At 47.3% G+C, this 26394-nt stretch carries 32 protein-coding genes, 1 tRNA gene and 3 pseudogenes; 12 read left to right on the forward strand and 24 right to left on the reverse strand.

Going from position 1 to position 26394, the window contains the following annotated elements; translation table 11 throughout:
- From J2S00_RS04560 to J2S00_RS04605, 10 genes and pseudogenes are all read right to left on the reverse strand, one after another.
- Positions 1-291: pseudogene (locus J2S00_RS04560) on the reverse strand (transposase); the annotation flags it as partial.
- A 95-nt stretch (positions 292-386) separates the two neighbouring features.
- Positions 387-725, reverse strand: coding sequence for a HepT-like ribonuclease domain-containing protein (locus J2S00_RS04565; RefSeq protein ID WP_007502043.1), 339 nt, complete (start codon positions 723-725; stop codon positions 387-389).
- On the reverse strand, positions 722-1096 hold the full coding sequence (locus J2S00_RS04570) for a nucleotidyltransferase family protein (RefSeq protein WP_307336066.1): 375 nt from the start codon (positions 1094-1096) through the stop codon (positions 722-724). The genes J2S00_RS04565 and J2S00_RS04570 overlap by 4 nt, the downstream gene beginning before the upstream one ends.
- A gap of 251 nt (positions 1097-1347) precedes the next feature.
- Positions 1348-1536: pseudogene (locus tag J2S00_RS04575) on the reverse strand (hypothetical protein); the annotation flags it as partial.
- Between the two features lie 113 nt (positions 1537-1649).
- Positions 1650-1790: pseudogene (locus J2S00_RS04580) on the reverse strand (PD-(D/E)XK nuclease family protein); the annotation flags it as partial.
- Between the two features lie 56 nt (positions 1791-1846).
- Positions 1847-2092 carry a helix-turn-helix domain-containing protein gene (locus tag J2S00_RS04585; RefSeq protein WP_307336069.1) on the reverse strand — a complete coding sequence of 82 codons (246 nt, stop codon included), beginning with the start codon at positions 2090-2092 and terminating at the stop codon, positions 1847-1849.
- A 124-nt stretch (positions 2093-2216) separates the two neighbouring features.
- Entirely contained in the window at positions 2217-2624 is a 408-nt protein-coding gene (gene ssb / locus J2S00_RS04590; protein ID WP_307336072.1) for a single-stranded DNA-binding protein, read from the reverse strand.
- Between the two features lie 238 nt (positions 2625-2862).
- Positions 2863-3024, reverse strand: a complete 162-nt coding sequence (locus J2S00_RS04595) for a hypothetical protein (protein ID WP_307336075.1) — start codon at positions 3022-3024, stop codon at positions 2863-2865.
- 105 nt (positions 3025-3129) lie between these two features.
- A complete protein-coding gene (locus tag J2S00_RS04600) occupies positions 3130-3567 on the reverse strand; it encodes a CHC2 zinc finger domain-containing protein (protein ID WP_307336078.1) in 438 nt (145 codons plus the stop codon).
- A complete protein-coding gene (locus J2S00_RS04605) occupies positions 3557-3889 on the reverse strand; it encodes a hypothetical protein (protein ID WP_307336081.1) in 333 nt (110 codons plus the stop codon). The genes J2S00_RS04600 and J2S00_RS04605 overlap by 11 nt, the downstream gene beginning before the upstream one ends.
- 714 nt (positions 3890-4603) lie before the next feature.
- On the opposite strand from J2S00_RS04605, the gene J2S00_RS04610 reads away from it, so the two are divergent.
- A complete protein-coding gene (locus J2S00_RS04610) occupies positions 4604-4942 on the forward strand; it encodes a transposase (protein ID WP_370875829.1) in 339 nt (112 codons plus the stop codon).
- 178 nt (positions 4943-5120) lie between these two features.
- Here J2S00_RS04610 and J2S00_RS04615 read toward each other — a convergent pair.
- Positions 5121-5197, reverse strand: a tRNA-Pro gene (locus J2S00_RS04615).
- A 172-nt stretch (positions 5198-5369) separates the two neighbouring features.
- Here J2S00_RS04615 and J2S00_RS04620 point away from each other — a divergent pair.
- On the forward strand, positions 5370-5783 hold the full coding sequence (locus J2S00_RS04620; RefSeq protein ID WP_307336891.1) for an alanine racemase: 414 nt from the start codon (positions 5370-5372) through the stop codon (positions 5781-5783).
- Between the two features lie 120 nt (positions 5784-5903).
- Positions 5904-7553, forward strand: coding sequence for an alkaline phosphatase family protein (locus J2S00_RS04625; protein WP_307336083.1), 1650 nt, complete (start codon positions 5904-5906; stop codon positions 7551-7553).
- Here the strand turns inward: J2S00_RS04625 and J2S00_RS04630 are convergent.
- Positions 7550-7798, reverse strand: a complete 249-nt coding sequence (locus J2S00_RS04630) for a DUF1450 domain-containing protein (protein WP_307336086.1) — start codon at positions 7796-7798, stop codon at positions 7550-7552. The two genes, J2S00_RS04625 and J2S00_RS04630, sit on opposite strands and share 4 nt — an antisense overlap.
- Before the next feature lie 163 nt (positions 7799-7961).
- Between J2S00_RS04630 and J2S00_RS04635 the strand changes: the two genes are divergently transcribed.
- Complete coding sequence (locus tag J2S00_RS04635) at positions 7962-9029, forward strand: NAD(P)/FAD-dependent oxidoreductase (RefSeq protein ID WP_307336088.1); 1068 nt, start codon at positions 7962-7964, stop codon at positions 9027-9029.
- A gap of 85 nt (positions 9030-9114) precedes the next feature.
- Here J2S00_RS04635 and J2S00_RS04640 read toward each other — a convergent pair whose 3' ends face one another.
- Genes J2S00_RS04640 through cysK form a run of 3 tightly spaced genes read right to left on the reverse strand, consistent with a single transcriptional unit; the run spans position 9115 to position 13253 of the window.
- Positions 9115-11154, reverse strand: a complete 2040-nt coding sequence (locus tag J2S00_RS04640) for a penicillin-binding transpeptidase domain-containing protein (protein WP_307336091.1) — start codon at positions 11152-11154, stop codon at positions 9115-9117.
- A gap of 36 nt (positions 11155-11190) precedes the next feature.
- On the reverse strand, positions 11191-12324 hold the full coding sequence (locus tag J2S00_RS04645; protein ID WP_307336093.1) for a bifunctional cystathionine gamma-lyase/homocysteine desulfhydrase: 1134 nt from the start codon (positions 12322-12324) through the stop codon (positions 11191-11193).
- A complete protein-coding gene (cysK, locus tag J2S00_RS04650; RefSeq protein ID WP_307336095.1) occupies positions 12321-13253 on the reverse strand; it encodes a cysteine synthase A in 933 nt (310 codons plus the stop codon). Before cysK ends, J2S00_RS04645 begins: the two co-directional genes overlap by 4 nt.
- A gap of 196 nt (positions 13254-13449) precedes the next feature.
- Between cysK and J2S00_RS04655 the strand changes: the two genes are divergently transcribed.
- The gene (locus J2S00_RS04655) at positions 13450-13677 is read left to right on the forward strand and encodes a NifU family protein (protein WP_370875830.1); all 228 of its coding nucleotides are present in this window, start codon (positions 13450-13452) and stop codon (positions 13675-13677) included.
- Between the two features lie 120 nt (positions 13678-13797).
- Positions 13798-14289, forward strand: coding sequence for a phosphatidylglycerophosphatase A family protein (locus J2S00_RS04660; protein ID WP_307336099.1), 492 nt, complete (start codon positions 13798-13800; stop codon positions 14287-14289).
- Here the strand turns inward: J2S00_RS04660 and nucF are convergent.
- Positions 14286-15065, reverse strand: a complete 780-nt coding sequence (gene nucF, locus J2S00_RS04665; RefSeq protein ID WP_307336102.1) for a 5' nucleotidase NucF — start codon at positions 15063-15065, stop codon at positions 14286-14288. The genes J2S00_RS04660 and nucF overlap by 4 nt on opposite strands.
- A gap of 36 nt (positions 15066-15101) precedes the next feature.
- Positions 15102-15551 (reverse strand): DUF86 domain-containing protein, encoded by a 450-nt coding sequence (locus J2S00_RS04670; protein ID WP_307336105.1) that lies wholly within the window; start codon positions 15549-15551, stop codon positions 15102-15104.
- 206 nt (positions 15552-15757) lie between these two features.
- Here J2S00_RS04670 and J2S00_RS04675 point away from each other — a divergent pair, with 206 nt between their 5' ends.
- Complete coding sequence (locus J2S00_RS04675) at positions 15758-16027, forward strand: DUF3055 domain-containing protein (protein ID WP_307336108.1); 270 nt, start codon at positions 15758-15760, stop codon at positions 16025-16027.
- A gap of 112 nt (positions 16028-16139) precedes the next feature.
- Here the strand turns inward: J2S00_RS04675 and J2S00_RS04680 are convergent, their stop codons facing one another.
- Positions 16140-16436, reverse strand: a complete 297-nt coding sequence (locus J2S00_RS04680) for a YutD family protein (protein WP_307336111.1) — start codon at positions 16434-16436, stop codon at positions 16140-16142.
- Positions 16437-16572: 136 nt separating this feature from the next.
- Between J2S00_RS04680 and J2S00_RS04685 the strand changes: the two genes are divergently transcribed.
- Positions 16573-17439: a YhcN/YlaJ family sporulation lipoprotein gene (locus J2S00_RS04685; protein WP_307336114.1), complete on the forward strand. Its 867-nt coding sequence runs from the start codon at positions 16573-16575 to the stop codon at positions 17437-17439.
- Positions 17440-17506: 67 nt separating this feature from the next.
- Here J2S00_RS04685 and lipA read toward each other — a convergent pair whose 3' ends face one another.
- Entirely contained in the window at positions 17507-18406 is a 900-nt protein-coding gene (lipA, locus tag J2S00_RS04690) for a lipoyl synthase (RefSeq protein ID WP_307336116.1), read from the reverse strand.
- A 206-nt stretch (positions 18407-18612) separates the two neighbouring features.
- On the opposite strand from lipA, the gene J2S00_RS04695 reads away from it, so the two are divergent.
- Positions 18613-19635 (forward strand): M23 family metallopeptidase, encoded by a 1023-nt coding sequence (locus J2S00_RS04695; protein WP_307336118.1) that lies wholly within the window; start codon positions 18613-18615, stop codon positions 19633-19635.
- 5 nt (positions 19636-19640) lie between these two features.
- Here the strand turns inward: J2S00_RS04695 and yunB are convergent, their stop codons facing one another.
- Positions 19641-20351 (reverse strand): sporulation protein YunB, encoded by a 711-nt coding sequence (gene yunB / locus J2S00_RS04700; RefSeq protein WP_307336120.1) that lies wholly within the window; start codon positions 20349-20351, stop codon positions 19641-19643.
- A gap of 332 nt (positions 20352-20683) precedes the next feature.
- Here yunB and J2S00_RS04705 point away from each other — a divergent pair, with 332 nt between their 5' ends.
- Genes J2S00_RS04705 through J2S00_RS04715 form a run of 3 tightly spaced genes read left to right on the forward strand, consistent with a single transcriptional unit; the run spans position 20684 to position 23346 of the window.
- Positions 20684-21442 carry a metal ABC transporter ATP-binding protein gene (locus J2S00_RS04705; protein ID WP_307336123.1) on the forward strand — a complete coding sequence of 253 codons (759 nt, stop codon included), beginning with the start codon at positions 20684-20686 and terminating at the stop codon, positions 21440-21442.
- A complete protein-coding gene (locus J2S00_RS04710) occupies positions 21442-22326 on the forward strand; it encodes a metal ABC transporter permease (protein ID WP_307336126.1) in 885 nt (294 codons plus the stop codon). Before J2S00_RS04705 ends, J2S00_RS04710 begins: the two co-directional genes overlap by 1 nt.
- Before the next feature lie 33 nt (positions 22327-22359).
- Entirely contained in the window at positions 22360-23346 is a 987-nt protein-coding gene (locus J2S00_RS04715; protein WP_307336129.1) for a metal ABC transporter substrate-binding protein, read from the forward strand.
- Between the two features lie 73 nt (positions 23347-23419).
- On the opposite strand, the gene thyX is transcribed toward J2S00_RS04715, so the two are convergent.
- The 4 genes from thyX to J2S00_RS04735 form a co-directional block, all read right to left on the reverse strand.
- Positions 23420-24067, reverse strand: coding sequence for an FAD-dependent thymidylate synthase (thyX, locus tag J2S00_RS04720; protein WP_370875838.1), 648 nt, complete (start codon positions 24065-24067; stop codon positions 23420-23422).
- 203 nt (positions 24068-24270) lie between these two features.
- A complete protein-coding gene (locus J2S00_RS04725; RefSeq protein WP_307336894.1) occupies positions 24271-24573 on the reverse strand; it encodes a YunC family protein in 303 nt (100 codons plus the stop codon).
- Positions 24574-24678: 105 nt separating this feature from the next.
- Entirely contained in the window at positions 24679-24933 is a 255-nt protein-coding gene (locus J2S00_RS04730; protein ID WP_307336132.1) for a DUF6154 family protein, read from the reverse strand.
- Entirely contained in the window at positions 24930-26390 is a 1461-nt protein-coding gene (locus J2S00_RS04735; protein WP_307336134.1) for a bifunctional metallophosphatase/5'-nucleotidase, read from the reverse strand. Before J2S00_RS04735 ends, J2S00_RS04730 begins: the two co-directional genes overlap by 4 nt.
- Positions 26391-26394: the final 4 nt, after the last annotated feature.

A 26394-nucleotide genomic window follows, 5' to 3' on the forward strand; every position in this document is an offset into this window, starting at 1 on the left:
CAATGAATTCTGCTAACTCAGTATCCTTTACTTTTTGGCGAATATGGCCATAGCCTTTTTTAAGATCTCATTCTCTTGTTGGAGACGGAGCATTTCCTTCTTCATCTCAACCATCTCTTTCTGGGTGATGGACTCATCTCCAGAACCCACTGGAGTCAACTGCTTAATCCATCTGTAAACCGTCACTTCAGATACGCCATATTCGCCGGACAGATCTTTAACAGAAGTTCCTGAGTGGTAGAAATCCACAATCATTTTTTTAAAGTCGTCATTGAATTTCTTACGGTTCATATTGGACACATCCTCTCCCAATTTTTATTGTAAGGGACTTAACTAAAATGTGTCCATGAAACTATACTAACACCAATGATCGCTGGTTTAGATGTTCAAGAATTTCTTATAATTTCTTCTATTACGGGCTTTATCTTTTTTAAATCACTCGATACGATCTCCCAAACAATTTCTTCATCAATCCCGAAGTACTCGTGTATGAGAATATTCCTTAAGCCAATCATGCTTTTCCAAGGCACACTTGGATAACTTTCACGAATCTCATCAGGCACGTATTTGCTTGCTTCACCGATAACTTCCAAATTGCGAATAACCGCATCAATGACGAGCTGATTATTTCTAAACTTTTCGAAATCCATTCCTTTTGTATATTCCTCAATTTTATCTATACATTTCAGAATGTCTTCTAAAAACATGATATATTTCTTTGTCATTGATAAATGACCTCGCTTAAAATCACTTCCTTTAATTGTGGTTTTAGTGCATTAACTGTTACAAGATCTACTTTCTTGCCTAATGTTTTTTCCAGAAAGTTTTTAAGCTCAACAAAATCCAGGCCAATCGGTTTTGAAAATTCAACCAGTATGTCAATATCACTCTTCCCCGTTTGTTCTCCACGTGCAAATGATCCAAAAACACCAATTTTTCTTACATTGTACTTTTCCTGGAGAATGGGTTTGATTAACTGGAGCCGATATTCAATGTTTTTATCAAGAGACATCATGATCACACCTTTCACACCCACCACTATTTTCTTTGTAATTATTATAGCAAAAAAGCGGCCTAAAAAGACCGCTGATAACACTCAATTGCAAATGGACAATGACTGCACTGAGAAGATGGTTTGGCTGGAAACAGCCTATCACGGGCATCCGGCTCCAAATCAAGAAGAAACAACTTTTCCTCTATCTCCATCGCCAGATCATATGCCTATTGACGGGCCGCTTCTGCTTCAACTCTTGTGAAGCTGTATCCGCTCTCCTTTCCATAGCGCAGGAAGTACAGTTTTCCATATACTTCGCCCAGCCCCTTCATCTCCATCAACACCCACGCATACAGGGCAAGCTGCATGTTGTCGAAAACGTTGTACGGTTGCCAATTGGTTTTCCAATCGACAAACCATACACCAGATTCGTTTTCGACAACCAGATCAATGTAGCCCTGTAACTGTGGGGCTGAAGGAGAATGGGAGAGGGGAGTTGGAAATGTACTTCTGTCTCCCCCATTCCCGCGTGTACTGGGGATTTTTTTACTAGACTTTCCACCTCCGAACGTTCAACCTGGGGGTGGAAGTCTGCTTCAATAAAGCCTTCGCAAACCGCTTCTTCCAAGGTGTATCCCTGTATGAGCATTTCAATGCCTTTGTGGACAGCCTTTCCGAGTGCCAGCGGCTTTGTCACCGGCTCCTCCCGACCGTCCACGTATTTCAGGTAGAATCTTAATGGGCACTGCTCATATAGGGACAGGCGTGAATAGGAGTATATCACAGAGATTTTCACCCCCTTAAACTAAAAAGAGGGATATACCTGCATACAGCAAGCATATCCCTCTATTTTTACTCTATCCCAAGGGTATTGAGGATTTTTTGCAGCGTTTCCTCATTTGGGATAGACCCACTTTCTATTTTCGCAATTTCTGATTCTTTTAATCCAGCATGTCTGGCTAATTCGGCCCGGCTCCAGCCCAGTTCGGCTCTCCGATCAATGACAGCAGAAGCTATTTTGACGGCCAGGCTTATTTCGTCTCTTTCTTTTCGGTCTATGGCATCCAACTTTTTATAAATGTCATCCCACTGGATCACCGATGGCATCCCCCTTTGCTCCACCATAATTCCGAAGAGACCCCTATCTTTAGGTGTGGGTAGGAATCTGCGTTATTATACCATAAGCAAGGGCGTACTTAAATTACGAGTGGGACACCATTTTTTAAAAAGGCAATTCATCTTCGTCAATATCAACTTCTTCAGAATCAGCCACAAACGGATCTTCGACCGATTCTTCTTCCGGCCTTCCTTTCGTTCCGCTGAGGAAACGGACGTTTTCTGCCACCACTTCGGTGACATACACCCGTCGGCCTTCGTTATTCTCATAATTGCGGATTTGCAAACGGCCTTCCACAGCGGTCAGACTGCCTTTTTTCAGATACTCGGCGCAATTTTCGGCTAACTTTCGCCAAGTCACAATGTTAATGAAGTCCGCCTCCCGCTCCCCCTGCTGGTTCACAAACGGGCGGTCAACAGCCAGGGTAAAGGTGGCCACTGCCGTCCCGTTTGGGGTGTAACGCAGTTCAGGGTCACGGGTCAAACGACCAATCAAAACCACTCTGTTCAACATTTTTAACCTCCTTGTTAAATCTGCCGTACTTTTAATCGCCCGGCAGGCGGCGATTTTAATCTATTTAACATAATCTTTTGAATCTAGGATAAATCCACAATCCACGCAAACAATCATTTCTGTATATGCAACTCCAATAGCCCACCAAGACTTTATACTTTTTGTTTTTTATGCTTACATTTTTTCATCATCATCAAATCTTTCCTCCGGTTCGAACAATCGGATGATGTCACCGACTTTAACCTTGTTTGGCGGAACGTCCACCCAACCGCCGGACGCTTTCCGCTGCACCATTCGCACTTTTTTCACCTCCTGAAAAGAGCAGAAGAACATTTTGCTCCGCTTCCTCGGCCCATTTCGGACGTTCACTCATGGAGTAAACGTTCAAAATGGGTTCCAACAGCGGTTCGCCAATCTCCTGCTCCCGTTTTTTATCATACTGACCACTTTCTGGTATTTACCGTTCCGTATGCCCAGGACAAGCTGTTGGAAAGCAAAATATTTTTCATTTGCCACAAACGCTTTCCACTCTTTCCACAGGCGAGAACGGAAATCCAGATAGTAGTCGTAGTACAGCTTTCTCACTTCCGCCCACTGGGGTTTTTAACTTGTACCCAAGCAGCCGAAGCTGGGACAGCGTCAGACGTTCTGCTGGATGTGGCTTGTATTTGCCCTTTTTTCCACGGTATCTTTCTATTACCTCACTCTCCGGGATGTTTTCCAAGAGTGAGATGAAACGAAAGACACCTCCGGCCTCACCACAAAACCAGCATTTGAACACCTGATCCTGGGTGTTCAAGGAGAGATAAAATTTCTTCTCCTTCCCCGGCTTGCTGTCCTCTTCACAGAAGGGGCACTTGGCCAGCACTTCCCGTTTCTCCCGTGTACGTTCATTGATGATCAAACCGTGTTGTTCGGCATTAGGGAGGATTTCAGGAAGCACGACTTTCTACCCCCATCGCCGCCTCAATTACTTCCTCCATACTGGCGGGAACAGGAATTTGTTCCCAATGGGGCTGGAGGATGATGCGCTGGCGGCGTTCAATAACCTCTCGCTTCGGCTCCCAATACCGCCAGTTGCGGTAGCATTGCACCGCTTCTTCCACATGGCTGCATTGGTTCCTGAAACGGTATGCCGGGCAGAAGTGAGAGACAACAAGAAAGGGGCCTTCCGGCTCCACTCTGACCAGATAAACCCCATTTTTTGTCTTGGACGGGATACAACAAATCAGTGCCTTCCCATCCTTGAGTGTGGCGGTGATCATAGCGTATCACCGCTTTTTTTCGTCACTTCACGAACGGACTGGAGGAACCGGAAACCATGTTTCTCCTGCCAGGTCATCTCAAAGGGACGATCTTTGGGAATGGACATGGCTGCCGCAATCTACTCCGGTTTATGGGCCAAAACCCTGATCTCTTTCTCAACATCCTCAATGGATTTTCCATTGACGGACATCAGGAATTTAAAGCCGTTGTCAGCATCTTTCCATGTCATGCTGAACGGCTACACTTTGTTCCTTGTTGGTTCTAGTATCCATCTAATAACCCCCTTGCAAAATTTTGGAACGTGATGTGAAAAATAATGTCTAGTGGATATTAAAGAAATGGAGTGATACATGATAACCATAAAGCAGACAATGTGTAGCCAGGTTATTCACCAAACGGGGCCATCCACTTGTCCGCGAAGCAATCGATTCAATGGCTGCTTCTTGAAACACCATATACGTAGGGGTTGCTTAAAAACCAAAAAATGTTGATATAAAAAGGAAAAGACGTGTTTTTGTCGAAAAAAGTGCAATGGTTTTTCAAAAATCCCCCACAAAAACCTTGCACTTGGAGGTATTGTTGTGTATCGCCATAAACCAGGATCAACTCATCATGCCGCATGAATTCTTCTTGCCTTTTGGTGGTCAACTGGACCCCAACAATCGCTGGGTGTTACTCGCTCAAAGGATTCCCTGGGGCAAAGTGGAAGATCTGTGTATATCGGGCAGCTCAAATCAACAAGTGAAGGCCGTCAGGCCTTTTCTGTGCGCATGGCTTTGGGTGCGCTTATCATTAAAGAGCGTTTAGGCACTAGCGATCGTGAAACAGTGGAGCAGATCAAAGAAAATCCCTATCTGCGGTACTTTATCGGTCTAACTGAATTCAAACAAGAAGAGCCCTTTTACCATACCATGATGACCCATTTCCGCAAACGGTTAGGTCCTGATATCATCAATCAAATCAACGAATGGCTTGTCACAGAAGAAGTGAACCAGATGACATCAGACCGTGATGAAGTGACAAATGATGACGATCACGAACATATCCGATAACCAAAACCATTCAGGCAGCCAACCCACAGCTGGGCAACAATCCAAACAGCAACCACATTCAAACCAATCTGCCCTCAAAAGATCTGTTTGCCGAAACGCTGCAAGACATGTTAGAAGGTGAGCTGGAAGATAAATAAAAAATCCCTTGATAGACAAGGGACTTCATGGTCGTATGTAATGGTCGGAACGGCGGGATTTGAACCCGCGACCTCACCCACCCCAAGGGTGCGCGCTACCGGGCTGCGCCACGTCCCGATCATGTGCAGAAAATGTGTTGTGAATCAGACAATGAATAATTTATCATAAAACATAAACGGAATCAACCCCCTTTGAACAAGATTTTAAGGAGGAAGTTTTATGCAAATCCACAACCGGCCAAAACCTTGGAACCTTGAACCATTTCTGCCCCTCTCCACCCCCCCGGGTGATGGTCCACTATGCCACCTTGCTCAATAATATTGCAGAGATGAATGGCTTTGCCCGCCGGCACAACTTGGCCCTGCGGCCCCATTTTAAAACCCACAAGACACTTGAAATCGTCCGCATGCAATTAGAATATGGGGCTACAGGTGTGACAGTGGCCTCATTAAGCGAAGCGGAAGCACTCATTTCCGCCTGGGAAACAGACCCATCAACGGGCACACAGCCGCTTGGAAAGTTAGATCTATTAATCGCTTTTCCCATTGTAGGTGAAGACCAGTTCACTCGTGCAGTACGGCTTAACGAGCAGGCCCGTCTGACGCTGATGGTGGACCACATGGAAGCAGCCCGCTCATTACATGCTTTCGCCCGGCGAAATGGCTGCAATGCTCATCATTGGATTGAAGTGATGTTTCTATAGAAGTGGGAGTATCCTTGCCGATTTTTGATGAATCCCCTGTTGTAATCAGTTTTATGCAATAATCCTGTTTCCCCGGGCAAACTAAAGTTATACACCCAGAATGTGAGGGAGGAAATATCCTTGAAAAAGTGGTGGATTCTTGGCGTTGTCCTGTTGATCTGTACAACCATAAGTTTTATCTATTTCGGCACCTCCCTTCTTGAGCAGACGGGGGAATCATCTTTATTGCCTTCCGGACCCGGAAAGCTTACGGCTCAAGAACAAAAAGATGATCAGATACAAGACGGCCATAAAAAGGTTATTATGATTATCATGGATTCCATGTCAGCTCCTCTGGTCAATAGCGCTGTGGAAAAAGGGACCATGCCGGCCCTTAAATTTTTGATGGACCACGGTCATTTTTATCCAGAGCTGGTTTCCCCCTTTCCTACTATGTCGGTCACCATTGAGAGCACCTTGCTTACCGGAAAAATGCCAGATAAACACCACATTCCCGGCCTGTCCTGGTATTCCCCTGACGAAGGCCGCTTAATCAACTACGGCACCACATTCCTGTTTTGGATGAAAAACGGCTTCCGCCAAGGAATTGGTGATACCCTGTTTAACCTGAATAACCAGCATTTAAACCCTGCGATCCCCACCATTTTTGAAGAATTGGCCAAGCGTGGCAAAACAAGTGGCAGTGTCAATCTTATCGTTTATCGTGGGCCCGCACAGCATCGGTTGCAGTTGCCAGCCTGGTCTCATAAATTGTTCGGCTTACCGGACACCATCGAGACGAAAGGACCTCATGCATTGGCTTTTGGCCGCTTTAATCGCCCTGTTACTATCCAAGGATCACTGCCAGATGGTTTAACACAGCGTTTGGGACTAAACGATGAATATTCGGCCCGTGTTGTGAGCCATGTGATTGAACAAGGAGAACAACCGGACTTTTTGCTTGCTTTCTTTCCTGACTTTGACAATATCGCTCACCGCCACGGCCCCCATTACCGAAAAGGACTGGAAAAAACGGACCGTTTCTTGCAGGAGATATTGAACAGCTATGACAGCTGGGAACAGGCATTGGAGAAAAATATTTTTATTGTATTAGGGGATCACGGCCAGGATCAATTGGTGGAGGATAAGGAGCAGGCTGGAATTAATTTGGAGACGATTTACGCCGACTATAACTTTCACCGTTTAGGAGAACAAACGATGGGCAGTGACATTGCCTTTGGGGTAAACGGACGAATGAGTTATGTCTACGCGATTGAGACCAAAGACTCCCTTGCACATCTGGCCAGTCAAGCCCTGGAAGATGAGCGGGTAGCTTTTGCCGCCTGGTTGGAAGGGGAGTGGGGTGTTGCACAAGCACCCGGATCAAAACAAACACTGCGTTTTAAGCCCATTGGTCCGCTGACCGACATATATGGCGGGCGGTGGACAATCCATGGTGACGAGCAGATCTTGGGGCTTAAACTGGATCAAAATAAATGGCAAATCGCCTTTACCGATTTTCCTGATATTCTCAATCATCTTTATACAGCGCTTAAAGCCAGCGCTTCATCCACAGTGGTTTTGACGGCCAAACCCGGTTATTCGTTTAAAGCAGAGGGCATCTCAGTTCACGCCGGTGGAGGTGAGCACGGAGGCGCCCACAAACATGATGTGTTAGCTGCCATGGTTGTGGCCGGAACGGACAAAAGGCCTGAACATTCACGGATTGTGGATTTAAAAGCATTTGTTTTAAGCCTGTTTGAGCTAGATGATAAAAACGGCAGGGGTTAAGACAATAGCTCTTCCTCCTGCCGTTCAATCTCGGCACGGATCTTATTCAGCAAATCCTTGGTGGATTTCCCCGTCACCATTGTACCGTTGACCAAGGCATAGGGATAAGAAGCACAATCCACACAATACCCAAGACAATCATATTCAACAACATCTATGTTTGGATCTTTCTCCAATTCTTCTTTGACCCGTTGTGTTCCGGAAGCAAGATTCGTCTGACAAAATTCAACAATTGGTCTCATCATCATCCCTGCCTTTCTACTGCCTATGCTACTTATTCTGCCTCTTGAAGTCAATCTTTGGCCACTTTTTAAGGAGACGTTCACCAATTTGTCACATGGTTATTGCTTTTTTTTCGACACTTCTTTACAATGTAATGTTGTGATTATGCAGGAAAGGAAGTCGGCGATGGACAAACACATCCTTATCTTGGGTGGCGGTTATGGCGGGTTGCGCATTATCCAGCGCTTGCTGGCAGCCAACTTGCCCCGGTATACGCAACTAACCTTAATTGACCGTATGCCTTATCATGGGCTGAAAACAGAGTATTATGCACTGGCGGCAGGCACTGAGTCAGAAGCCAAGTTGAGAGTGGCTTTTCCTGAAGATCCCCGCCTTAAAGTGCAATTAGGTGAAGTGACCTCCATTGACTTGGAGCAAAATATGGTCCATTTGCTAGATGGGGACCCCATTCCCTACGATTACCTCATCATCGCTCTGGGCTGTGAAGACAAATATCACGGTGTGCCTGGTGCCGATCAATATACTCACAGTATACAAACCATGCCTCAAACACGGGAAACGTATCAAGCTTTAAATAACATTAAGCCTTATGGTCAGGTGGCCATCGTCGGCGGAGGCTTGAGCGGTGTTGAATTGGCATCGGAACTGAGAGAGAGCCGCCCCGACTTAAACATTACGATTTACGACCGCGGGGAGTCTATCTTAAATCCGTTTCCCGAAAAACTTAAGCGCTATGTAAGCCAATGGTTTCATGAAAATGATGTGGACCTCGTTCATAAAGCCAATATAACCAAAGTAGAACCGCAGATTCTTTTTAATCATGACCAGCCTATTGAGGTGGATGAAATCGTCTGGACCGCTGGCATTCAAGCCAGCCGGATCGTACAAGCCCTACCTGTAGAAAAAGACAGTATGGGCCGTGTGGCACTCAGTCCTCATCATTACCTGGAAGATTATCCCCATGTCTTTGTGGTTGGTGATTGCGCCAGCCTGCCCCATGCGCCCAGCGCACAGCTGGCCGAAGCACAAGGGGATCAAATTGCCCAAGTGTTGTTGAACATGTTACATGGTGAACCTCTGCCCCAATTGCCCAAAATCAAGCTTAAAGGGGTGCTGGGCTCCCTCGGCAAGAAACACGGGTTTGGTGTGATGGGCGACACAACTTTACTTGGCCGGGTTCCCCGGGTGCTTAAATCAGGCGTATTGTGGATGTATAAGTACCATTTGGGTTAGTTTTTTTATGTAACAGACAACCCCTCCTATCATACAGGAGGGGTTTTTGGCATGTACACCAGGTTGTACTGGTCATAGCAGCCGATTATTGCCCACCTTGTGACCGAAGATAAGCTTCAATCGCCTGTCTTACTTTGGGAACAACGTAGCCACTTCCCCCTTTTTCCTCAACTCCTTCAATCATCATGGCCACCAACACCTGTGCCTGTTCCGCTTCAAAAGCGACAAACCAGCCATATTCCTCCCCTTGTTCACCCTGAGCTGTTTTCAGCTCTGCCGTACCTGTTTTTCCGCCAATGGTCCAGTCAGGAAGACGGGCATCGCGCCCCGTTCCCTGGGGATGCTCCACAACCTCAATCAACGTTTGCCGGATGAGATCAGCGGTGGCTGGGGAGATGATCTGTTCTTTCCATATCTCCTGCCCGCTATTAAGCTCCAACTGCGGGGCAGTCAGATGACCCTGATTTAAAAACGGGGTGTAGGCCAGCGCCAGATGAAGCGGACTCATCAACACTTCCCCCTGCCCAAACCCGCTGACAGCTAATTGAACGTCATCCCATTGCTGGTCCCCAGAGCTTAGCTTTGAGGTGACAACAGGCAAGTCCAAGGGGAGTGGTTCGTTAAAACCGAAAGCTTCTGCTCCCCGTTTAAATGCCTCTTCCCCCAATTTCAAAGCAGCCTGGGCAAAATAAACATTGTCTGAAAAAACCATGGCTGCTGTCAAGTCCACAGGCTGACCCGGATCAGTGACACGGGTGACATGGTATTGACCCCATGATGAATCTGGCTGCCATCTTAAACCGGAAACATCCATAGTTTCATCTGGTGAAAGGGCACCTTGTTCCAAAGCAATGGCTGCTGTCACAGGTTTAAATGCGGATCCAGGGGGATAGGTCTGATTAAAACGGTTAAACAAGGGCTTAGCCGGATCTTCAGACCATGCCTGCCATTGTTCGGCTGAGAGGCCAACAATAAACAAATTGGGGTCATAGGCAGGCTGATTGACCAAAGCCAGGATTTCCCCTGTCTGGGGATGAATAGCGACTGCTGTTCCCTGATCCCCTTCCAGCTGCCGGTACAGCTCCTGCTGCAAGGTCATATCGATCGTCAAGCGAATATCCTCGCCGTGCACCGGATCTTGATGAGCGATGATCTCCTTTCTGTTGTTGTTTTCGTCCGTGGTATAAATGGTCGCCCCATGCACGCCACGCAAACGTTCCTCAAACAACTGCTCCAATCCCGTTTTACCAATAACGTCTGTTTGGCGGTATCCCTCTTCCCTCAGCTCATTCCATTCCTCTTCTGACAGAGGCTGTATATATCCGGTTAAATGGGCTGCCATCTCTTTGTACGGATAAACGCGCCCTGGTCTGTCCTGGATCATCACCCCGTCGATAGATAGCAATCTTGCTTTTTTGTCCTCATCATCCTTAGCAATGGTGGCTAGCGGCACAAACCAGTCAGGTTGGACCCATGACGCATTCAGTTCTTGTTCGATCCTTTCGACAGACAGGCCCAGTTCTTCTGCCAATTGTTCCAGGGCTTGTTCAGGATCCTCTGCTTCTTCCAATCTGGCCGGAACGACGCCCACTGAACCAAGTGTGCCGTTAATGGCCAGTCCTTCACCCTTGCGGTCGGTTATTTCTCCCCTTTCAGCTTCCAAGAACTCCACTCTGACTTTATCTTCACCCTCCAGCTGGGGAAAAATCATATGGGGGCCCCAGTTGATTCCCCACCTTGGCACACCCGTTTCTTCATCCTCTTCCTGAACGAGGGTGACGGTGTGCTCAAAACTGACTTCCCCGACAACCGTCTCCAAGGTGACGGCAAAGGGAAAATGAATTTGTCCCTCCTCGTCTGCTTCTGCCTCCTCAGGGTAGGAGGGTGTGACCTCTAGGCCGGCTGCCCCGATACCAGCGTAAATGTTTTCATAGCGCTCCACCATATAATCAAGGTCGTACTGTGCTTTAGCCTCCGAACTCAACAGTTCGTACATGGCTGAATAATCTCCTTTTTCCCAGAAAGAGACATATTGGTCAAATGTCTCTTCAGGTGTCGGCCCATCTGCAGAACAGCCCGCAGCAAAAAGTAGCAGCCCCACAACGGCCAAGGTTACCCGCTTCATATTCAGTTTCCCCCTTTGCATCCTCCTGCCCCATGCTTAAGCCAAGGCTTGCTCCAGATCTGCGATCAAATCTTCGCTATCTTCCAAGCCAACAGAGATACGGATCAGGCCGTCACTAATCCCCAGTTCTGCCCTGCGCTCCGGCGGAATAGAAGCATGGGTCATTTTGGCCGGAACAGAGATTAGGCTTTCCACTGCACCCAAGCTCTCAGCCAAAGTAAAGTATTTTACCTTCCGTAGTACCTGCTCCGCCCGTTCAGCGCTGCCCACATCAAAGGAAAGCATGCCCCCAAAGCCGCGTGCTTGCCTTTGTTGCACCTGATGACCAGGGTGATCAGACAATCCCGGATAAAAAACAGCCTGAATATCTGTGCGGGACACCAAATAATTCACAATCTCCCGGGTGTTCTCTTCATGAGCTTTCATCCGTACCCCCAGGGTTTTAATGCCACGAATCAACAACCAGGCGTCTTGGGGACCCAAAATCCCGCCTGTGGAATTTTGAATATGGTGCAACCGCTCAGCCGATTCATCATCCTTGACAACCACCAGACCGGCTACCACATCGCTATGGCCCCCCAGATACTTGGTAGCGCTGTGCACCACAATATCAGCGCCCAGTTGCAACGGATTTTGCCAGTACGGGGTCATAAATGTATTGTCTACGATTAACTTTAATCCATGGGCCCGGCACAAATCGGCCACCGCCGGGATATCTGACACCTTGAGCAAGGGATTGCTTGGGGTCTCCAAGAAAACAGCTTTGGTTTTGTCATTAATGGCGTCTTCCACCTGATTAATCCTGCTGGTGTCTACAAAGCTGACATCAATACCAAACCTGTTAAACACGGTGCTTAAGACGCGGTAAGTGCCACCGTAGACATCATCCCCAACAATAAAGTGATCCCCTTGCTCAAAAAGCATAACTACAGCGCTGATGGCTGCCATCCCCGATGAAAAAGCAAACCCTCTCTGACCTCCCTCAATATCTTTGATCAGCTCCTCGCAGGCAAAGCGGGTGGGATTGCCTGTACGGGAGTATTCGTATCCCTTATGCTCCCCAACCCCTTCCTGACGGTAGGTGCTCACCTGGTAAATGGGTACTGTAACCGCACCTGTATGGGGATCTCCATCAATCCCGCCGTGAATAAGTTTAGTATTTAACTTCATACGTAATGGCCTCCCTGATAAATGTTTTGACTGAGATAACGCTCACTGCTGTCTGGAAAAATGGTGACGATATTGGTGCCGGGCTGAGCTTGTTTAGCCTCTTTCAAACAAGCCGCCATGGCTGCTCCGGAGGAACTGGCCACCAACAGACCCTCTCTTTTGGCCAGCTCCCGCACATAGAAAAAGGCTTCTTCATCTGTAATAGTATGAATCGCATCGAAGTAACCGGGGTCCATATACTCAGGCAAAAATTCCATCCCGATCCCCTCCGTTTTGTGGGGGCCCGGCTCCCCGCCGTTTAAAATCGATCCTTCCGGTTCCACAATGACTGTTTTAATCTCCCGGTTGTGTTCTTTCAAATAACGGGCCACGCCCATAAAAGTGCCACCCGTTCCGGCACCGGCCACAAAAATGTGCACCTGTCCCTCCATCTGTTCCCAAATTTCAGGGCCCGTCGTCTGATAATGGGCCAGTGGATTGGCAGGATTGGCAAATTGTTGCGGACAGAAAGCGTTTTCAACTTCCTGCTCCAGCTCTTTGGCCTTCTTGATGGCCCCGCGCATCCCTTCTTCCGTAGGTGTGTTAACCACTTGGGCTCCCAAGGCCCGCATAAGTTGCTGTTTTTCCACACTAAACTTCTCCGGAACAACAAAAATCACTTGGTAATCGGTCTGCACAGCAGCAAGGGCCAGACCAATACCGGTATTACCTGCTGTCGGTTCAATGATCGTTCCGCCTGGTTTCAACTTCCCGCTTGCTTCCGCATCACGGATTAAGGCTAAACCGAGACGGTCCTTCACACTTCCTCCCGGGTTGAAATACTCCAGCTTGGCAAACAACCGCACTCCTTCCGGCAATTGAAACTGGGTCAGCTCCACAATAGGCGTGTTACCGACCAAATCTTTCACGTTTTTATATACATGCTTCATTAGTGTTCACCCTTATGCGTTCTCTATTGTTCTTAACACTTCAATGATATGCAAAAAGCGCCCTGTTTGCAATGCAAAACTCCTTTTAGTGTTCATTAATGTTATAATGAACATATAGCAACACTTCATCCAAATGTTTGGTTAGATTTTTTGTGCTGTTCAATATATAATAAGGAAAGAAGGAGGAGTGATGATCATGGAACTTGAAGCCAGAGTACAAGAAGTGTTGGACAAACTGCGTCCTTTCCTCCAGCGCGACGGCGGAGACTGTGAGCTTGTTGGCGTGGAGGACGGCGTTGTCAAATTGAGACTGTTAGGAGCCTGCGGCAGCTGCCCTGCTTCAACCATGACATTAAAGGCCGGGATTGAACGGGCGTTGATGGAAGAAATCCCTGAAGTTAAAGAAGTGGAACAGGTTTTATAACACGATCAGTGTACCCCCTTCTCTAATGCAGAAGGGGGTTCTTTATGTATAAAGGGTTCAGGTCCTGAACATGCTATAGCTTACGGTAACGAGTTGTTCAGAAGGAAGAGGAGTAGCGCGATGCCAATCAACCACATTGAGACATATGCGTTGCAATTGCTTGAGGAGCGCGGTGTAAGCATTGATGAAATTGGGGAGTTAGTCTTTTTTTTACAGGAAAAATATATCCCCAACCTTGATCTTGCCACCTGTATTGAACAGGTTCATCATGTGTTGAGTAAACGAGAGGTGCAAAACGCAATTATTACCGGTATTACGCTGGATAAACTGGCTGAAAACAAGCAGCTTGAAGAGCCGCTGCAGTCCATGATTTACAATGACGAAGGTTTATATGGCATCGATGAAGTGGTTGCCCTGGCTATCGTTAATATCTACGGCAGTATAGGTTTTACCAATTACGGTTATATCGACAAGGTGAAACCGGGGCTTTTAGCCCGGCTGGATGATAAAAGAGAAGGGTGCCATACGTTTCTGGATGATATTATCGGCGCCATTGCAGCCGCTGCCTCCAGCCGTCTGGCCCATGCGCTGGCCCACAAGGCAAATCATTAGCAAAAGGCATCTAACAGTGACTCCCATTGATAAGTCGGTTGCTCGTGTACATGTTCTAGGTCACCTTGAGTGGTAAAGCCGGTAAAAACGATGGCCGTATCCACCCCAGCCCGGATCCCCGCCAAAATATCAGTCTCATAGTTATCCCCAATCATCAGAATGTCTTCTTGGGCCAAGCCCTTTTCCTCCATGATCATCTCCAACATAAACGGCTCAGGCTTGCCGATATAGGTCGGTTCGATTCCAGTAGCCGTACGCACCACGGCTGTCAGGGAACCGTTACCCGGCAACAGGCCCCGTTCTGTGGGCAGGGCTTTATCCGCATTGGTAGAGATAAAAGTGGCCCCAGCCCTGACAGCCAGTGCTGCTTTAGCCAGTTTATCGTAGGTGATTTGGCGGTCCAAGCCCATCACCACAAAATCACAACGCCCCAGATCCTTCTCCTCTGAAACTAACTGACATCCCGCTTCCCTAAGGGAGTTGGCCAGGGCTGCTTCACCAACAACATAAACTGTTGGACTCTTTTTCATTTTGGTCAAGAAACGGGCAGCCGCCACGCTTGTCGTGTACACTTTCTCCGGCTGGGTAAGAATATCAAACTTGGCCAGATGGTTTACGACATCTTGGGGAGTTTTGGTTGCATTATTGGTCAAAAACACATAATCTTGCCCCCTCTTATTCAATTCTTTGATAAAAACTGGGGCTTCTGCAATTTTTTCTTCTCCCCGGTACATGGTTCCATCCAGGTCAAGTACAAACAGTTTATAGTTTCGCATCGGGTAGTCATCCTTTCTCTCTCCCACGTTTACTCCTCAAGTATTGGTTTGACGAAAGGCGTGAACAGGTCCCAAATGATGTTCTAGATAGTGACGGATCCGTTCAGGATAACAGGCCAGTGCCCCTTTAGTCTCTTGGTACAACTGCCACAGCTCTTCATGATTCACATCCACATAGTGTTGAACCAGCATTTTACGACAGGCAACCAGCTTTTTTAAGCTTTCCGCCTCGCTATTGGGCAGGACTTTCTCCCCGGTTAAGATCTCCACCACATCCTCATAACTGCCCGGATCCCTCATCATAAACCCGTCAATCATCTGATTGCCCACATCCACCACGGCCTCAATGGACATGTGCAGGCCCCGTTCAAAAGCCAGACGCTCCAGCTCGGCTTGTGGACAAGCCTCCAAACAGTTTAATACTCCGATTTGCCTTTCAATATAGTCCAAACGTTGATGTAAAAGGTTCAAATCAACGAAATACATGGCTCTCCCCCTTATACCTCATCATCTTGACGGTCCGTTGTTCTGTTTCGTTTGCCCACCCAGATCGTGATACCGAAAGTGAGAATAATGGCCAGTAAAATGATCATGGCAATGCCCAATTCTTCCATGAAGTCTGACTCCTTTTTTGTTTTATTAACACATCTATTTTATACTATAGGGGTAAGCAAGTAAAAGGAGGCGCACTGATGAACGGCGACATGCTCATCTATGATGAAACGGAAGAAACCAAAACACGGTACATAGGCTTTTTTGGTGAACATAAACGTTATGACCTGGCTGTAACCCAAACAGACCGGTTTTATGGCAAAATGCTGGTTATTGACATCCAGTCAGGCCGCTCTGCCATCATTGGACCGGACGATCTGGAGGAGGAAGGTTATTTGGCCCATGCCTTTGAATTAACCGAGGATCAAGCGGCGGAGTTGCATGAACTGTTATCCCAGATTATCTTTTAGAAACGGATACCAAATCTTTGGCCTGTGCCACTGATAACCTTGGTACTGGACACAGTACATAACATTAAGATCACAGTCTAAAGCGCGAGGTGTGCAAAGAAGGTAACCTTCTTTACGCCTCGCGCTTTTTGATCTTTTTTAAGACAAAATAAGCACAGCCAAAGTTGCAGTATTCATAAATATATTCATCCAAAGTGCTGATCTTAGCATCAAAAGCCGGCTTTACTTTCTTGTTATGGTCATCATAAAAACCTCTCAGCCTCAACTGGGAATAACCCCAATCCCCCACAATATAGTCATACTTGGTTAATACCTCACTGTAACGCTGGCGAAAAGCCTCCGGATTCCAGCCCTGCCGCACATCTTTAACCACTTCGTATGCTTGACCTTTAATCACAATGTCAGCCACTTCACTCACCTCACTTAACCTTGCCCGCTTGCTTTGTTTCTTACTATAACGGCTTTAGGGACGAAAGTAAAGGAAATAATTGATACAAAAATTCTTCTCTCCTTGTGGGCATGTTAAAGTTAGGAGGTGAATGATCATGGTTAAAAAGGGACTGATTGCGGCCTTGGCACTGGGAGTGGGGATCAGTCTCTCGGCCTGCCGCGATGTTGATGAAACAGCGCCTTATGATACAAAATATTTCATGGCTCAAGACCAAGACGCTACTGGTCACAGAGGAGGTGCCCACGAGGGCCCTAAAGGAAGACAATACCGCTCTTTGTACCGCGATGGTGGAGAGCGGAGAGAAGCTGATCGTTTTGGCAACCGTTTCTTTGGCTTTGACCGTGACTCAGGATTAAGAGACCATCTGTTAGATGATGACGGGCCTCTCGGTTCCCGGCGTTTACAGGAAGAACGGCCAGGATTTAGCCAGCCCCTTGGCTTTAGGGAATATACGGCTAATGATGCTGAAGCCAATTACCGGGGCTTCGGTGCTCAAACCTATATTGACCGCCAGCTCTTGGCCGATACGATTGCCCAAGTGCTAGTAGGCCTTCCTGACGTGGAGACCGCCACTGTACTGGTCACCGATGAAGAATGTCTCATTGGTTACACTGCCAACAGACAGGGAGAAGAGATCGAGCAGCAAGTGGAAATGTCAGCCTTGAGTGCAGCTCCAAGATGGTACAAAGTATATGCTACTGATGATCCCCGCTTAACCGATCATATCCGTCAAATTGCCAACGAGTATACACGAAATTTTGACCCTGAAAACTTGAATAATGAAGTTAATGCTCTTGTGGAACAACTGGGAGGTCCTCAAACGGCCACAGAGCAGGAACAAAAACTGAGGGAAAATAACAAGACCCGTATGAGACCGGAAGAAATAGACAAAGAAAATCCCACCGAGCGTAACCAGAGGTTTGGCAACCTAAACCGCAAGGGAAACATTAACCAGCAATAGGGTAAAGTAGATCTAAAATTTTTTGGCGACCCCTACAGGTCGCCATTCTTCTTTCTACAAAATACGCTTAATTGTATGTGTTTGCTTCCGCTGATTGCACCTGTTCGTGTGCATGGTAAGAGGAACGGACAAGGGGACCTGATTCCACATGTTTAAAGCCCCGTTTGTAGCCTTCTTCCCTCAAGCGGTCAAAATCATCAGGGTGCCAGTACTTGACCACTTTCAAATGGCCTTTGGTGGGCTGCAAATATTGGCCGATCGTGAGAATATCCACATCATGGGCACGCAGATCATCCATCGCTTCCAAAATTTCCTCGTATGTTTCTCCAACGCCAATCATGATACTGGATTTGGTGGGAATGGACGGTTGCATTTCCTTAGCCCGCTTTAACAAGCGCAATGAACGGTCATACTTGGCCCGGGCCCGAACACGGTCGGATAAGCGGCGGACTGTCTCAATATTGTGGTTTAAAATATCCGGTTTGGCGTCCATGACAATTTGCAATGCTTCATCACTGCCCATGAAATCTGGAATGAGCACTTCTACACTACATAAAGGGAGCCGTTTGCGGATGGCCTTAATGGTCTCGGCAAAAATGGTAGCCCCCCCGTCCTTCAAGTCATCCCTAGCCACAGAAGTGACAACGCAGTGCTTCAGATTCATTTGTTCAGCCGCTTGGGCCACCCGCTCCGGTTCAGCCCAATCCAATTCTGTCGGCAGGCCGGTTTTAACTGCACAAAAGCGGCAGGCGCGGGTACAAATATCCCCAAGAATCATAAAGGTAGCGGTTTTATGAACAGCCCAACACTCATAGATGTTAGGGCAACGAGCCTCTTCACAAACGGTATGTAAACTCTTGGAACGCATCATGCGCTTCAATTCATGATAGTTCTCATTGGTATTTAATTTTATCTTCAGCCACTCAGGCTTGCGCTCAAACTTGGATTCTGGCTTGCATCCGGACATAAGTAGACACTCCTTTATTCATAAGGCTTATCATGCTACGATAACATCTCTATTATACCCTTTTTTGCGTCTCAGACCAAATAGGAGGCAGCAATGGTACATGACTTGCCATGAAGTGGCATTATGAATCTTTCCGTTCCAAACCAAACTAAAACATGTGAAACAGAAGGCATAAAGTTTGAATGAAGAAAATGGAGGTTGTCCCCGTGAAACGCAGCATCCTGTACTTGCTGGCGATCATTGTGCTGTTATTTTCTTTATTCCCTGCTCAAGGTTTGGCTAACATGAAATCAAACCAAGGGCTCAATGAAGAGGACTTGCCTACAGAGCGGATGGCTCTGTATCTAAAATATGAAGCGCTGACAGGAGTGCCTTGGTATTATTTGGCTGCGGTTGATCAGTTTGAGCGTAATATTGCCCGTGTCCGCAAGGATATACCTGAACGGGACTCCTTAATTGCCATCTATTTCAGCTCAGACGACTGGGCAGGACCGCTTAACCCCAATCCTGATGATGATGAGCCGGAAACGATTCAGTTTTTTGGTGGAAAAGGATTGGACGGAAATGGAGATGGCAAAGCAAACCGCTCAGATGATGAAGACGTGTTATATACCATGAGCGTTCATCTGGCCCAGTATGGCCCGGCTGAAGAAGATTTTCGCATTGCCCTGTGGGATTATTACAAGCGGGAACAATCAGTGAACATCATCCTGACCATTGCCCAGATATTTAAACATTATGGACGCTTGGATCTGGATCAAAAAATGTTCCCCATTCCATTGCAATATAACTACAGTTACCGCAGCACCTGGGGTGACCGCCGCGGCTGGGGTGGGCGGCGGATCCACGAAGGTACGGACATATTTGCCGGATACGGTACCCCTGTGCGGTCCACCACCTACGGAAAAGTCGAAGTAATGGGCTGGAACAAGTATGGTGGCTGGCGAGTAGGTATCCGAGACATTTACAACAACTACCATTATTTCGCTCACTTATCCAGTTTTAACAAAGAGATCAAGGAAGGCGACTTAGTTGAACCGGGCACCGTCATCGGCTACGTGGGTAGCAGTGGGTACGGAAAGCCTGGAACCAGCGGAAAATTCCCTCCCCATCTCCACTACGGCATTTACAAGGATAACGGCCGGACAGAATGGTCCTTTGACCCCTACCCCTTGCTGCGGCGCTGGGAGCTGGCCGAGCGGAAAAGACGCCAGAAAGGACGGCGTTAAAAATCTTACCTTTCTTCCGTCATATCGTCCACGGGAATGGAAATGGGAGGTTGAGTCACTTGGCCGTCACTCCCCTGAAAATAGACATTGGGCACCTCACCCTGTAATAAATGCCATTCAATGGGATATCTTGTGCTCACCACAGCCTCATCGGAGGAAAAGGGGATCACAATGCGCACATCTGCTTCAATTTCGATATAGGCTGTCACCATGACCATATTGATCCCCGCTTCTTCCAACTCAACGGTGATATCTGCTTTGGCGAAGCCAATGGGAAACAGGCTGACAGGCACTCTAGGACCAAACTGGGCCAAAATATTACTGTCCAGCGCCTGGCCAAGGGGAATTTGAAGGGGTTCCTTCTCCAGCTGGAGCAACTCAAAATTGGCCCGTTCAATCACTTGGTTTAAAATCCTAGCCTGATTTCTTGAGTTAAATGAAATCAGCTGGGTTTTCCCATCATTGGACCTTTCAATGTTCAACACACCGCCATCATCAAATTCTTCACTGATTTTTTTGGAAATGGCTTCGTTGATCGCCAAAGTGGCCATTTGCTTCACATAGGTATTGGCGATTTCAATCAAAGCCGGTTCCAAATTGCGCTCCACAAAAACAAAGCCTAGCACTGACATGAACGTGAACAGGAGCAATATGATCAGAAAAAGGTATTTTTTCTTTAAGGGGCCTCCTTTTTTGACTTTAAACCGGCGTGCCATATCCCCACCCCCCTGCATCTATGTGTATGCATATTGGCTTGTCTATCTGGACAAATTTTTTGGAATCAAAAGTTGAACTAAGGCAACTTTTTTATATTGACTAAACTTTTGATTCGTTGTAAACTAAAACTGGGCAATAATTATAAGCACCAGGTGTCATGCTTTTCAGTACCTGCATAACTTAACTATATACTTTGCAGCAATACACCTTCGCGTTAGCGATTTTTCTTTCACTCTAAATGTTGCCCTGGGGCAACTTTATTGGCAAAGACAAACAAAGGTGTCCATGATTTTACAAGTAAGCAGTGACAAAACAGTAGGGGGAATCACACATGTCTCACACGGTCGTTGAAGTGCAAAATTTATCAGTGGCCTATCATGATGAAATGGCCTTGCAACAGGTTTCGTTTACGGTGACTAATCAAACACTGGTGGGGATCATCGGCCCTAACGGTGCGGGAAAATCCACCTTGATCAAAGCGATCATGGGACTGGTTCCTTCCTTAACAGGAAAAGTCACTATCTTTAACCAGCCGGTCTCAAAAGTACGCAAACGTATTGCTTATGTGCCTCAGCGCAATACCATCGATCAGGATTTTCCAGTTCTAGTGGAAGATGTGGTCTTGATGGGGCGTTATCCCCACCTGAAATGGTGGCAACGCCCGACAGCCAAAGACAGGCAGATTGCTGAGCAATGCCTTGAGCAAGTTGGGATGCTGAACCTGCGCAAACGCCAAATTGGTGAGCTTTCCGGCGGGCAGCAGCAACGTGTTTTTTTAGCCCGTGCACTGGCTCAGGAGGCAGACTTATTCTTCCTTGATGAACCATTTGCCGGAATCGATATCACCAGTGAACAGATTATCATTAATTTGCTGCGGACACTGCGTGAGAAGGGTAAAACATTGTTTGTGGTTCACCATGACTTGAGTAAAGTGGAAGAGTACTTTGACCAGATTGTGTTGTTAAATAAACAGCTGATTGGTTACGGTGCCAAAGAAGAGGTCTTTCAGCTTGATTTAATCAGCAAAGCCTATAACGGGCAAGTCGCTTTGGTGGGTAAGCGTGACAGTGCACTGGTGGTGAGCGGATAATGGATAACTTGTCCTTCTTCCTGTCAGCTGTAGGGCAGTATACCTACTTGCAACATGCCTTGCTAGCCGGGATTCTGGTTGGTATCATCTGTGGGGTGGTAGGTTGTTTCATTATTTTACGGGGCATGGCCTTAATGGGTGACGCCATTTCCCATGCCGTATTGCCCGGTGTCGTCGTCGCCTATATGCTGGGAGCCAGCTATTTTATCGGTGCGGTAATCACCGGGGTGTTAACGGCCTTGGCCATCGGCTATGTTTCCCAAAACAGCCGCATCAAAGAAGATTCCTCCATTGGCATCATGTTTACCGCTGCCTTTGCTTTGGGAGTTGTACTGATTACCTTAAACAGGGGGACAGGAGTCGACTTGTGGCACATTTTATTTGGCAATGTGCTGGCTGTCTCCCGTGCAGACTTGTGGCTCACAGTCATTATAGGACTGGTTGTGATCAGCGGCATCATACTCTTTTACCGTCCCCTGCTGCTCAGCACATTTGATCCCACGATGGCCAAAGCAATCGGCTATTCGACTAAGCTTATCCATTATGCGCTTATGTTTGCTCTGGCCCTGGTCACTGTCGCTTCACTGAAAAGTGTGGGCATCATTTTAGTGGTGGCGATGCTGATCACGCCTGGCGCAACGGCCTATTTGTTAACAGACCGTTTGCCGGTGATGCTGGTCCTCTCAGCTGTGTTTGGTGTAATCTCTGCCATTGTTGGTGTGTATTACTCCTTTATCTATGATGTAGCCACTGGAGCATCTATTGTGCTAGTTGCATCCGTCTTGTTTGGGATGGCATTCTTGCTATCCCCTAAGCAAGGGTTGATTACCCGTGGCTACAAACGCTGGAAAACCAAAAAGCAGACAGCGGTGTCAGAACTGTAAGTGACACAATGATACTTGATAGGAGGAGAAACCATGTTAGTTAACAAGAAAATTTTCCTTTTGGCCCTGAGCATGGTGCTTATTCTAAGTGTTGGCTTATTGGGCTGCACAACAGAGGAACCCGCGTCTCAGGACCAGACCAGTGAAACAGAAACGGAGCAGGGGCAGCAGGAGAACCGGAAGGAGGATGAAGGTGTCTCTAATGCTGGTGAAGGCTTACATATCGCCACCAGCTTCTCCATCTTAGCTGACATCGTCCAAAACATTATTGGTGAACGGGGCCAAGTGGAATATGTCGTTCCCATTGGCGAAGAACCTCATGAATATGAGCCTGTACCCAGTGATTTTAAAACCATTAGTGATGCCGACGTCTTTTATGTGAACGGTCTTGATCTGGAACAATGGCTGGAGAAAGTTGTGTCCAATGTGACAGATACGGAAATGGTGTCTGTGTCTGAGGGCGTCACCACCATTTCCCTGGTTGGGGAAGATGGCACAGACCCACATGCCTGGTTAAACCCCAAACATGTGATCACTTATGTGGAAATTATAACAGAGGATTTAATTGCCCGTGATCCTGCAGGTGAGGAGATTTACCGTCAAAATTCAGAACAGTACATTGCCCAGCTGAAAGAGCTGGATGCCTGGATTGAGGAACAAGTGGCAGCGATCCCTGAGGATCATCGCGTTATTGTCATTAGTGAAAATGCATTCAAATATTTTGGGGAACGCTATGGCTTGCAAACAGAAGGGATCTGGGAACTTAATTCGCACGAAGAAGGAACGCCCCAGCAAATTGCAAGGGTCGTTGATCTGGTTAAAGCACAAGGTATACCTGCCGTGTTTGTGGAAACAACCGTTGATCAACGTTATATGCAACGGGTAGCCCAGGAGACTGGGGTCGATATTGCTGGAGAGGTGTACACTGATGCCGTTGGGCCTGCTGGCAGCGGAGCCGAGACCTACATTGACCTGATGAAGCACAACGTAACGGTCTTTGCGGAAGGATTAACGCCTTAGCAGACCGGGTTTAGCAAAGAAAAAACAATAAGCAACAAGCGCTCCTTTTCTTGCCGAAAAGGAGCGCTTTCATTTAAATCTCTTCATTCTTCAACAGTTCGGAGAGGCTGTGCTCAAAATAAGGCTTCACCAACTCATACACAGCCTGGGCATAGGCTTGAAATTCAGCTTGCGCATCATGGGCCAGACGCTGGTTTAACATGTGGGCCACACTTTGCAAACTGGCTGTCCAGTACCAAGGCGTATACATGCCATAGGCTGAGGGAAGTAACAAACGGGCTTGTTCAGGCGCAATGCCTTGTTCAAGCGCCCATTCATAATCTTTTAAGCCCTCTTCCAGCTGTTTCAGCAAGCGCTGTGTGGCTTCCCGGCCGGTATTGGGATCCACTGGCTCTGCGGACCCCTGTTTGGAATGGGCCGGTTTGCTCCGCCAGGCATTCTCAGCAGGTACATACCACTCTGGCTCCATGGTGATATATCGTCTGGACGCTTCGTTCCAGGCATCCATCACATGATCTGAACCAACCACATATTTCCACCATTGACGGGCAATCATCAATGGTGCATAAATTTCAAAAGAGAGCATGGCATGCCGAAAGGGAGAGGTATGGCCTTCCCTGGCTAAAAATTTAATTAAGCGAATATCTTTTTCATCCAATTGTTTTGATTCTTTCGCATAAGAGACGCGTGCTGCGTTAACCACACGCAAGTCATCACCCATTACATCAACCAGGCGCACATACCCCTTGTCCAAGACGTCGATTTTGTGCTGCTTATCCACCACTTGTTTATCCAAACCGCATCCTCTCCTTCAGATTATCCAATACCATAGCTTATTATAAAACAATGACTGATGAATGCAAACCCACAGTCTGCGGGCAATATACGACCACTAAAGGAAAAAACGGCATCGTAGCCGCCCCTTTAAAGCATTTTTAGAATAGCGTCCTTCCCTTTCATTCCTGCCTTGATACCCAATTTTTCAGCGGCAAGGGTCACTGATTCCAACGGGGCTTCCAGTAATTGCTCGATGTTGCGCACCCCAACAGCCCTGCCAGCAATAATTCCCCGGTCAGCCACCTTGTCGTTTAACAACTGCACATCCAGGGCCCCGCACATAATATACCCTTTGGCCGTGGTTACCACCAGCAAGTTGGTTTTGGGCAGTTTGACCTCGATAGCAAGCACTTGCCGGCCTTCTACTTCTATTGGTGTTAAGGACATCATCATCGATCACCTCTGCTCCTCACTTTTCACTAGTAACCTATGACCCGTTAAGTAAAAAGGTGAGGGAAAAGAGATCGGCTCCAGCCCTTAGTTAAAGATCCATCCTCAGTGTAGTCTCTCTTTGTCCTCTGGCGAACGGTGCTGCCCCACTCCTTCCCGTGCCATTTTTTCTTTGAGCTGGTCAATCAGGAACTGGCCCACCATTTGATATACTTCCTCATCACTCATTTCTGTGATCAGCCTCATTAAATCCTCACGGCTATGTTCCTGGAGCGTGTACAGGACGAGAGCAACGGCATCTTCTTCATCCCCTGTTAACTTTTCCTTGTAAAATTCATATAAATCGTCAATAAATTTCATGTGTCACGCCTCCTTCTGCTTGACCAGGTGTCCTTGATCCAGCGTTTTTCTGCGGCACGCTCCAACTTTCCTTGCTTCAATCGTTCAACCAACAAATCCCTCAAAAATTCGGGGAGGAAATAGTCAATGTTTTCTTTTTCATGAATTTCCGGAAAGATACCACCGAACGTAAACATATCCACCGTAGCCACGGTATAGATTTTCTGCCTGTCTAGCGGACCGTGTGCCGTATATATGTTGGTAATGACTGCAGCACCGCTGTGCTGCTCGTGGTATTCCACCTTTAAACCGTTTATAGCCATCATCCCCAGCTTTTTCCCTCGGAAACCAAAGCCTTTGATTTCCAATGTCTGCAGCTCATGATCCAGGGAACGCTCCAAAATAGCCCAGATCTCCTCTCCCGTTAAATGCACACGGCAGGCATTAATGGGGTGGGGACAAATCCGGTGTATATCCCTGAAGGTGACATCCCCTTGGGGCAGGTGGTCAAGGATTAACCCGGTGTTGACCATGGACAGTTCTGTTTGGCACCAGTCATTAATCGCTTCGGCCAGCAAATTGCCCAATGTTGTCTCCTCATGCCAACTAATATCCAGCGGTTGATCAAGAACGGTCACCGGCTGCGCCAAGTGCTGCTCAGCCTGTGCTGCCCAACTGGCCAAAACTTGTACTGCCTCCGCATCCTCCTTCATCTCTTGGACGGTCTCAGCCTGTGGATAACAGCTGAACCGGTTAAGGGACGTGTCATAGTAAACCTTGACACAACCTACATACTGACCAAATTTACCCACTTGATGTATCCAGGTCCGGCCAATCTTCAGTCCGTTGGGCAAAAAATGATGAGTATGGGCTCCAAGAATAAGATCGATGCCCTGTACCTGTTCAGCCAGCTTCTTATCCCGTGGGAAACCCAAATGGGACAGCACAAGAACGAAATCAACCTGTTCCTTTAGTTGCGTTACCGATTGGGCCACGGCCTTAAATGGGTCCTTAATCTGCCAGCCCAGTTGCTCGTAGAAACGGGTGAAGTTAACAGTCGTTCCAATCACCCCCACATTAAAACAACCAAGTGTGGCCACATCGTAAGGTAAGCACCAAGACGGACGGCTGCCCTCAGATTCAAACAGATTGTTAATCAACACTTTAAACCGGGCATCCTGGTACAAGGAAGATAATTGCTCATAATCGAACGTGATACCTTCATTATTACCAATGGTAACATAATCATAGGCTAATTGATTCAATAAGGCAACATTCGCTTTGCCACAGGTCCCTTCGGTAATAAAATGGGACCGGTCCAGATGATCACCGATGTCAACCAATAGATACGGCTCCTTGTTCAGGCGTCGTGCTTCGGTTAGCTGTTTTATTTTTGACGCTACTTTAGGCCAGTTTTCAAAATGACTATGTAAATCATGGGTAAAAATCACTTCAAACACAAAGCGTTCGATCCCCATTCCC

The sequence above is a fragment of the Caldalkalibacillus uzonensis genome (genome assembly GCF_030814135.1).
GTDB classification, from domain to species: Bacteria; Bacillota; Bacilli; order Caldalkalibacillales; family Caldalkalibacillaceae; genus Caldalkalibacillus; species Caldalkalibacillus uzonensis.

Bases quoted from the DNA above. Each gene is read 5' to 3' on its own strand.
- J2S00_RS04710 (WP_307336126.1), top strand. From the start codon at position 21,442: ATGGATAACTTGTCCTTCTTCCTGTCAGCTGTAGGGCAGTATACCTAC.
- J2S00_RS04715 (WP_307336129.1), top strand. From the start codon at position 22,360: ATGTTAGTTAACAAGAAAATTTTCCTTTTGGCCCTGAGCATGGTGCTT.
- J2S00_RS04670 (WP_307336105.1), bottom strand. From the start codon at position 15,551: ATGTATTTCGTTGATTTGAACCTTTTACATCAACGTTTGGACTATATT.
- J2S00_RS04735 (WP_307336134.1), bottom strand. From the start codon at position 26,390: ATGGGGATCGAACGCTTTGTGTTTGAAGTGATTTTTACCCATGATTTA.
- nucF (WP_307336102.1), bottom strand. From the start codon at position 15,065: ATGCGAAACTATAAACTGTTTGTACTTGACCTGGATGGAACCATGTAC.
- J2S00_RS04620 (WP_307336891.1), top strand. From the start codon at position 5,370: ATGGTCCACTATGCCACCTTGCTCAATAATATTGCAGAGATGAATGGC.
- cysK (WP_307336095.1), bottom strand. From the start codon at position 13,253: ATGAAGCATGTATATAAAAACGTGAAAGATTTGGTCGGTAACACGCCT.
- J2S00_RS04640 (WP_307336091.1), bottom strand. From the start codon at position 11,154: ATGAAGCGGGTAACCTTGGCCGTTGTGGGGCTGCTACTTTTTGCTGCG.
- J2S00_RS04630 (WP_307336086.1), bottom strand. From the start codon at position 7,798: ATGATGAGACCAATTGTTGAATTTTGTCAGACGAATCTTGCTTCCGGA.
- J2S00_RS04730 (WP_307336132.1), bottom strand. From the start codon at position 24,933: ATGAAATTTATTGACGATTTATATGAATTTTACAAGGAAAAGTTAACA.
- J2S00_RS04635 (WP_307336088.1), top strand. From the start codon at position 7,962: ATGGACAAACACATCCTTATCTTGGGTGGCGGTTATGGCGGGTTGCGC.
- J2S00_RS04675 (WP_307336108.1), top strand. From the start codon at position 15,758: ATGAACGGCGACATGCTCATCTATGATGAAACGGAAGAAACCAAAACA.
- J2S00_RS04645 (WP_307336093.1), bottom strand. From the start codon at position 12,324: ATGAAGTTAAATACTAAACTTATTCACGGCGGGATTGATGGAGATCCC.
- yunB (WP_307336120.1), bottom strand. From the start codon at position 20,351: ATGGCACGCCGGTTTAAAGTCAAAAAAGGAGGCCCCTTAAAGAAAAAA.
- lipA (WP_307336116.1), bottom strand. From the start codon at position 18,406: ATGTCCGGATGCAAGCCAGAATCCAAGTTTGAGCGCAAGCCTGAGTGG.
- ssb (WP_307336072.1), bottom strand. From the start codon at position 2,624: ATGTTGAACAGAGTGGTTTTGATTGGTCGTTTGACCCGTGACCCTGAA.
- J2S00_RS04605 (WP_307336081.1), bottom strand. From the start codon at position 3,889: ATGATCACCGCCACACTCAAGGATGGGAAGGCACTGATTTGTTGTATC.
- J2S00_RS04655 (WP_370875830.1), top strand. From the start codon at position 13,450: ATGGAACTTGAAGCCAGAGTACAAGAAGTGTTGGACAAACTGCGTCCT.
- J2S00_RS04660 (WP_307336099.1), top strand. From the start codon at position 13,798: ATGCCAATCAACCACATTGAGACATATGCGTTGCAATTGCTTGAGGAG.
- J2S00_RS04685 (WP_307336114.1), top strand. From the start codon at position 16,573: ATGGTTAAAAAGGGACTGATTGCGGCCTTGGCACTGGGAGTGGGGATC.
- J2S00_RS04565 (WP_007502043.1), bottom strand. From the start codon at position 725: ATGACAAAGAAATATATCATGTTTTTAGAAGACATTCTGAAATGTATA.
- thyX (WP_370875838.1), bottom strand. From the start codon at position 24,067: ATGGGTGATGACTTGCGTGTGGTTAACGCAGCACGCGTCTCTTATGCG.
- J2S00_RS04705 (WP_307336123.1), top strand. From the start codon at position 20,684: ATGTCTCACACGGTCGTTGAAGTGCAAAATTTATCAGTGGCCTATCAT.
- J2S00_RS04725 (WP_307336894.1), bottom strand. From the start codon at position 24,573: ATGATGTCCTTAACACCAATAGAAGTAGAAGGCCGGCAAGTGCTTGCT.